The sequence below is a fragment of the Mesorhizobium sp. M7A.F.Ca.AU.002.02.1.1 genome (genome assembly GCF_003998535.1).
Lineage (GTDB): Bacteria > Pseudomonadota > Alphaproteobacteria > Rhizobiales > Rhizobiaceae > Mesorhizobium > Mesorhizobium ciceri.
The window spans coordinates 1-5781 of record NZ_RZPB01000392.1; the positions used below are offsets into that span (position 1 = coordinate 1).

The following is a 5781-nucleotide window of genomic DNA, read 5'->3' on the forward strand; positions in this document are numbered from 1 at the left end:
ACCTACAGCCTGCGCCAGGTGCCCGAAGTGGAAGGCGGCCTGATCGCCATGGACCCGCACACCGGCCGCGTGCTGGCCATGGTCGGCGGCTTCTCCTATGCGCAGTCCGAATTCAACCGCGCCACGCAAGCCATGCGCCAGCCGGGCTCCTCGTTCAAGCCGATCGTCTATTCGGCAGCGCTCGACAATGGCTATACGCCGGCCTCGGTCATCATGGACGGGCCGATCACGATCCAGAGCGGCAACACGAGCTGGACGCCGAAGAACTATGACGGCACCGTCGCCGGTCCGGCGACCCTGCGCTCCGGCATCGAGAAGTCGCGCAACCTGATGACGGTGCGGCTTGCCAATGACATGGGGATGAAGCTGGTGGTCGAATATGCCGAGCGCTTCGGTGTCTACGACCATCTGGCACCCTATCTGCCAATGGCGCTGGGTTCCGGCGAAACCACCGTGATGCGCATGGTGTCGGCCTATTCGATCATGGCCAATGGCGGCAAGTCGATCAAACCGTCGCTCATCGACCGCATCCAGGACCGCTACGGCAAGACGGTGTTCAAGCAGGACGAACGTGGCTGCCAGGGTTGCAATGCGCAGGAATGGCAGAACCAGCCGGAGCCGGAGCTGGTCGACAATTCCGAGCAGGTGCTCGACCCGATGACCGCCTACCAGATCACCTCGATGATGGAAGGCGTCGTGCAGCGCGGCACCGGCGCCACCATCGGCGAACTCGGCCGTCACATCGCCGGCAAGACCGGAACGACCAACGATGAAAAGGACGCCTGGTTCATCGGTTACACGCCCAACCTCGTCGTCGGCCTCTACATGGGCTATGACACGCCGCGCGGCCTCGGCCATGGCGCCACCGGTGGCGGTCTCGCAGCCCCGATCTTCAAGGACTTCATGCGAGTGGCGCTGGACGGCACGCCCAATGTCGACTTCAAGGTGCCGGAAGGCATGAACCTGGTCGCCATCAATCGCAAGACCGGCATGCGTGCCGCATCGGGCGATCCCGGCACCATCATCGAAGCCTTCAAGCCGGGCACCGGTCCCGCCGACAGCTATTGGGTGATCGGCATGGGCGCCGACGGCTCAAATGCCACCGGTGGCGCGCTGTCGCCGCAAGCCAATCAGGCTATCCAGTCCGGCGGCGGCGGCCTCTACTGACGATTTTCAGGGGCGGATGGGCTGGCCTTGGGCCGGCCCATTTTGCTTTACAGCCGGCGGCGGCGTGCCTATGTATCGCGCCGACCGATTTCAGCAAACAGGACAGAACAGCCAGCCATGCGCGCGGAAACGCAGAATATTGTCGACGAGATCAGGCAGGCGATAACCCTGCTGAGGAGGCATCTTTGACTGGGATCAAGCCATAAAGCGGCTTGAATACCTCAATGTGCGCGCCGAGGACGCCAGCCTCTGGAACGAGCCGCTGGAAGCGCAGAAGCTGATGCGCGAACGCCAGAGCCTCGAAGAAGGCATCGCCTCGGTGAAAGGTCTGACGCAGGCGCTGGAAGACAATATCGGCCTGATCGAACTCGGCGAGGAAGAGCGCGATGAGGGCGTGATCGCCGAGGCGGAAGCCGCGATCCGCTCGATGCAAGGCGAAGCGAAGGCCCGCCAGGTCGAGACGCTGCTGTCGGGTGAAGCAGACTCCAACGACACCTATCTCGAAATCCATGCCGGTGCCGGCGGCACCGAAAGCCAGGACTGGGCCTCGATGCTGCTGCGCATGTACACGCGCTGGGCCGAGCGGCGCCGTTTCAAAGTCGAAGTGCTGGAAATGCATGACGGCGAAGAGGCCGGCATCAAGTCCGCCACGTTGATGATCAAAGGCCACAACGCCTATGGCTGGATGAAGACGGAATCGGGCGTTCATCGCCTGGTGCGTATTTCGCCCTATGACAGCAATGCGCGCCGGCATACGTCCTTCGCCAGCGTCTGGGTCTATCCGGTCATCGACGACACGATCGAGATCGACGTCTCCGAATCCGACGTCCGCATCGATACTTATCGCTCGTCCGGCTCGGGCGGCCAGCACGTCAACACCACCGATTCGGCGGTGCGCATCACGCATCTGGCCACTGGCATCGCGGTCGCCTGCCAGGCCGAACGTTCGCAGCACAAGAACAAGGCCAAGGCCTGGGAGATGCTGCGCTCGCGCCTTTACGAGGAAGAGCTGAAGAAGCGCGAGGCGGTTGCAAACGCCACCGAAGCATCGAAGAGCGATATCGGCTGGGGCCACCAGATCCGCTCCTATGTGCTGCAGCCCTATCAGTTGGTGAAGGATCTCCGCACCGGCGTCGAGAGCACCAGCCCGTCGAGCGTGCTCGATGGCGACCTCGACGATTTCATGGAAGCCTCGTTGTCGCAGCGCATCGAAGGCGGTGCCGGCGAAGCCGTGGCGGACCTGGACTAGGATATGCCCATATTCAGGTGAGGCCGGCCTGGCCTCATCTGAACATACCCCTGCGCACCACAGCAATGGAGGAGAGAGTGCCGAGCAAGCTCACCGGAAAATGCTTTTGCGGCGCGGTTCACTACGAGGTGGCCGACGAATTCCTCTATGCCGCGAATTGCCATTGTTCGGACTGCCGGCGCACCACCGGTTCGGCATTCAAGCCTTTCGCCGGTATCGAGCGTGAAAAGTTTGTCCTCACCGAAGGCGAGGACAAACTCCTGATCTTCGGCGACCAAAGCGGCCACAACGCGCATTGCTGCCAGTGCGGCTCCTTGCTTTATTCGCTCGTGCGCGACGGCGCCTATGTCCATGTCGCCATGGGAACGCTCGTCGACGACCCATCCATTCGTCCAACCGAGCACATCTTCGTCGGTTCGAAGGCGGGCTGGTTCACCATCACCGATGACCTGCCGCAGTATCAAGAGCACGTGATTGCCGGCTCCGACCAGCAATAGGCTGGAACCACAGCGGGCCAATCCCGTTTATTCGACGCCCGTTTGCCGGGAATTGACCTTGGCCTCATCTCGTCGGCGGTAGCGGATGCCTGACGTCTGTAGAACGATGTCGGGAATGCATGTTCTTGCGCCGACCAAGGAATCAGCCCAGCATCCAAGGGCTGGGAGAGAAAAAGCATTTATGGCCGGACGCGGCATATCTGCGACCCGACGATCCGGCCACTGGGAAGATACGTTCCGGGAACGGGCAAGCGAAACGCTTGATGCTCGTTTGAAAGGAACGTTTCCATGTCTGCTGCCACACTCAGATCGGCCAATGCCGTTCAACCGGCTGGCCGACTTTTGTTTTCCCTGTTCGCGATCGGCGCGATGGCAATGCTGACGGCACCTGCCTTCGCGCATGACGCCACGCCCACGGCGGCAAAGCCACAAGGCTGGAGTTATCCGTTCGCATGCTGCGCCAACTATGATTGTCGCACGACCCATACAGGCGAAGTGCTGGAGAAACCCGAGGGCTATGTCATCGCCGGAACGGGTGAGGTCGTTCCAATGACCGACAAGCGTGTCAAGGACAGCCCGGACGGCGAGTTCCATTGGTGCGCGCACCAGGGGGGCCTCGACGCCGGCAGGACAATCTGCCTGTTCGTGCCGCCGCGCTCGTATTGACGATAGGAGCGCATTCCTACGTCCGCCTGATCGCGTGTGACGGGACGGGCTTGCTGAGACGCGCCTGTCGCGGTAGCGCCGGTGATGCTTGCTGACAGACAGTTGTCAGGAGCACCTCTTTATGCTGCCTTTGCCGCACAGGGTGGCGGCGACAGGAGGAGTTCGTTGATGACCATCAAGGCAAGCTGTCATTGCAAGGCGACGACGTTCGAGGTTTCGCAAGCACCGCAGACGGTGACGCAATGCACCTGTTCTTTCTGCTCGAAACGCGGCTCGCTCTGGGCCTATTACGTGCCTTCGCAATTCAAGCTCACCAGCCCGATGGAGAACGTCTCTTTCTATCGTTGGGGGTCGAAGACCGTAAAGCACGGTTTTTGCGCCACCTGCGGCTGCGGCACCTTTACCGAAACGCCGGACTGGTCGACAGGCGAGCCGGATTTCGACAATCCCAAGATCAGCGTCAACTCGCGGCTGTTCGATGATTTCGATCTCGACAAGGTCGAAGTGGTTGTCATAGACGGCAAGAACCTCTGGTAGCTTATCCAAACCATTCCGGCACGGCGATGCGGCGCCACCACCGGGTATTGGTCACTCGGGAAAAGCCGTGAACGGCGCTTTTGCCGTTCCGCTTTTCGCCGCAATTCATGGTACAAGTCGCGGGAAGGGCTGATTTGGCGCCACCGCAAGGCGTGACTTGGAGAGGGACCATCCTATGAAAAAGACTGTGCTCGTCGTCGTGGCGACGGCTGTGCTCGTGAGCGCCTGCACCACCACCGATCCGTATACAGGCGACCAGAAGATTTCCAACACGGCGGCCGGCGCCGGCCTTGGCGCCCTGGCGGGTGCCAGCCTTGGCCTGCTTGCCGGTGGCAACGACCGCCGCAACGCACTGATCGGCGCCGGCATCGGCGCGCTGGCCGGCGGCGCCATCGGCGCCACGATGGACCAGAACGAGGCCGAACTGCGCCGGCAGCTCGAGGGCACCGGTGTCAGCGTCACCCGCAGCGGCGACCAGATCATCCTCAACATGCCGTCCGACATCACCTTCAACTCGGATCAGGATGCGGTGAAGCCCGGCTTCTACCAGGTCCTGAACTCCGTCGCGCTGGTGCTGAAGAAGTTCAAGCAGACCACGGTCGACGTGTTCGGCCACACCGATTCGACCGGTGGCGACCAGCACAATTTCGATTTGTCGCAGCGTCGTGCTTTGGCGGTGGCGAACTATCTGTCCGGTCAGGGCGTGGATCAGCGGCGCTTCGCCGTCACAGGCTTCGGCAAGACACGTCCGGTCGCATCCAATGCCACAGCCGAAGGTCGGGCCCAGAACCGCCGCGTCGAGATCCAGCTGTCGCCGCTCACCTGATCCGTCCGGCAAGCGGATGCGAAACGGCCCTCATGCGGGGCCGTTTTTGTTTGAGCTGACATCGGCGCTCTGGATGGGTACGGTATAGATTTAGTTATTGCTAAAATATAGCTTTCCGGCGGCCATGGAAAGGAATAGCATCATGGCAGTCCAGCGGGGATGAGGCGGTGTAACCGGCCGCGCAATCAGCATTTTTCCGCCTCGGTCTTGCACGGCCAGATCAGAAATCTGGGAGGAATGCATGACAAGAACAGCCAGCCTTGGGCGCTGTGGCGTCCTCGTTTTAACAGGTTTGGTAGGCGCGTGGCTGAACGTTGCTTCGGCTCGGGCCGAGGACGCCAACAAGGCCGACATCGAAGCCTTGAAAAAGTCGCTCGCCAAATATGAGGATTACACCGCTGCCGTCCGCGATCTCTATCTGTCGACGGTCGGCTGCGTCTACTACAGCGGAGAAAAGATAGCGGGCGCGATGGATTACCCGAAGGGCGCCATGGGTATTCACTTCGTCAATGTCCCGAGTGTCGGCCAGAAGCTCGACCCGATGCACCCCAACGTGCTGATCTATGAACCGACCAAGAAGGGTTTGCGGCTGGTGGGCGCGGAATGGCTGGTGCCTCTGACGCCGGACATAAAGGAGCCTCCGAAGCTGTTTGGCCAAACCTTCATGGGGCCGATGGAGGGGCACTACCCTCTCATCCCGAAGGAGTTCGTCCATTACGACCTTCATGCCTGGCTCGGGGACAATCCGAACGGCATGTTCAGTCCGACGAACCCGAACGTGAAATGCTCGAAGGCCGAGTTTCCGATGCTGGAAAAACCGACCAAGATGATGCCTGGGC

7 protein-coding genes are annotated in these 5781 nt (G+C 61.3%); all 7 read left to right on the plus strand.

Annotated elements, in window-relative coordinates; genetic code table 11:
* Positions 1 to 1167: penicillin-binding transpeptidase domain-containing protein (locus EN879_RS21980; protein WP_281034601.1), on the plus strand; the 1167-nt coding region annotated here is incomplete at its 5' end.
* A 117-nt stretch (positions 1168 to 1284) separates the two neighbouring features.
* Positions 1285 to 2416 (plus strand): peptide chain release factor 2 gene (prfB, locus tag EN879_RS21985; protein ID WP_013531367.1). Its coding sequence is split into 2 segments (ribosomal slippage): positions 1285 to 1350 and positions 1352 to 2416, totalling 1131 coding nucleotides; the frame shifts between segments, so codons are not numbered across the junction.
* Between the two features lie 65 nt (positions 2417 to 2481).
* Positions 2482 to 2913, plus strand: coding sequence for a GFA family protein (locus tag EN879_RS21990; protein WP_063168090.1), 432 nt, complete (start codon positions 2482 to 2484; stop codon positions 2911 to 2913).
* A 288-nt stretch (positions 2914 to 3201) separates the two neighbouring features.
* Entirely contained in the window at positions 3202 to 3579 is a 378-nt protein-coding gene (locus EN879_RS21995; RefSeq protein ID WP_013531369.1) for a hypothetical protein, read from the plus strand.
* Between the two features lie 168 nt (positions 3580 to 3747).
* Positions 3748 to 4116, plus strand: coding sequence for a GFA family protein (locus EN879_RS22000; RefSeq protein ID WP_024503891.1), 369 nt, complete (start codon positions 3748 to 3750; stop codon positions 4114 to 4116).
* A 175-nt stretch (positions 4117 to 4291) separates the two neighbouring features.
* Positions 4292 to 4942, plus strand: a complete 651-nt coding sequence (locus tag EN879_RS22005; RefSeq protein WP_013531371.1) for an OmpA family protein — start codon at positions 4292 to 4294, stop codon at positions 4940 to 4942.
* Between the two features lie 241 nt (positions 4943 to 5183).
* Positions 5184 to 5781: hypothetical protein (locus tag EN879_RS22010; protein ID WP_127274244.1), on the plus strand; the 598-nt coding region annotated here is incomplete at its 3' end.